The sequence below is a fragment of the Faecalibacterium sp. DFI.5.82 genome, assembly GCF_029076575.1.
GTDB classification, from domain to species: domain Bacteria; phylum Bacillota; class Clostridia; order Oscillospirales; family Ruminococcaceae; genus Faecalibacterium; species Faecalibacterium duncaniae.
The window spans coordinates 1-300 of the sequence record NZ_JARFIS010000793.1; the positions used below are offsets into that span (position 1 = coordinate 1).

Annotated in this window: 1 protein-coding gene; it reads left to right on the forward strand. The window is 59.3% G+C overall.

The window, feature by feature from the left end; all coding sequences use genetic code 11:
* Positions 1-99: 99 nt before the first annotated feature.
* The coding region (locus P0G09_RS18930; RefSeq protein WP_275253445.1) for an NAD(P)/FAD-dependent oxidoreductase at positions 100-300 on the forward strand (201 nt) is incomplete at its 3' end.

Genomic DNA, 300 nt, shown 5'->3' on the forward strand with positions numbered 1-300 from the left:
GTGCTTTTCCAACGGAATGCAGATTGCAATGGCTGGCCGATTCTGGTATGATAAACTAGAACAAATTTCGACAGGCAGTGAATTGCGGGAGGAACCAGAATGGCAAAGTTGTTGATCGTGGGGGCCGGTGCGGCCGGGCTGATGGCGGCGGGGGCCGCTGTGCGGCAGGGGCATCAGGTAACGGTGCTGGAGCATACCGACAAGCCGGGTCAGAAGATCCTGGTCACGGGCACGGGGCGCTGCAATGTGACCAACGACTGCACCGCGGAGGAGTTTCTGCACCATGTCCGCACCAATCCG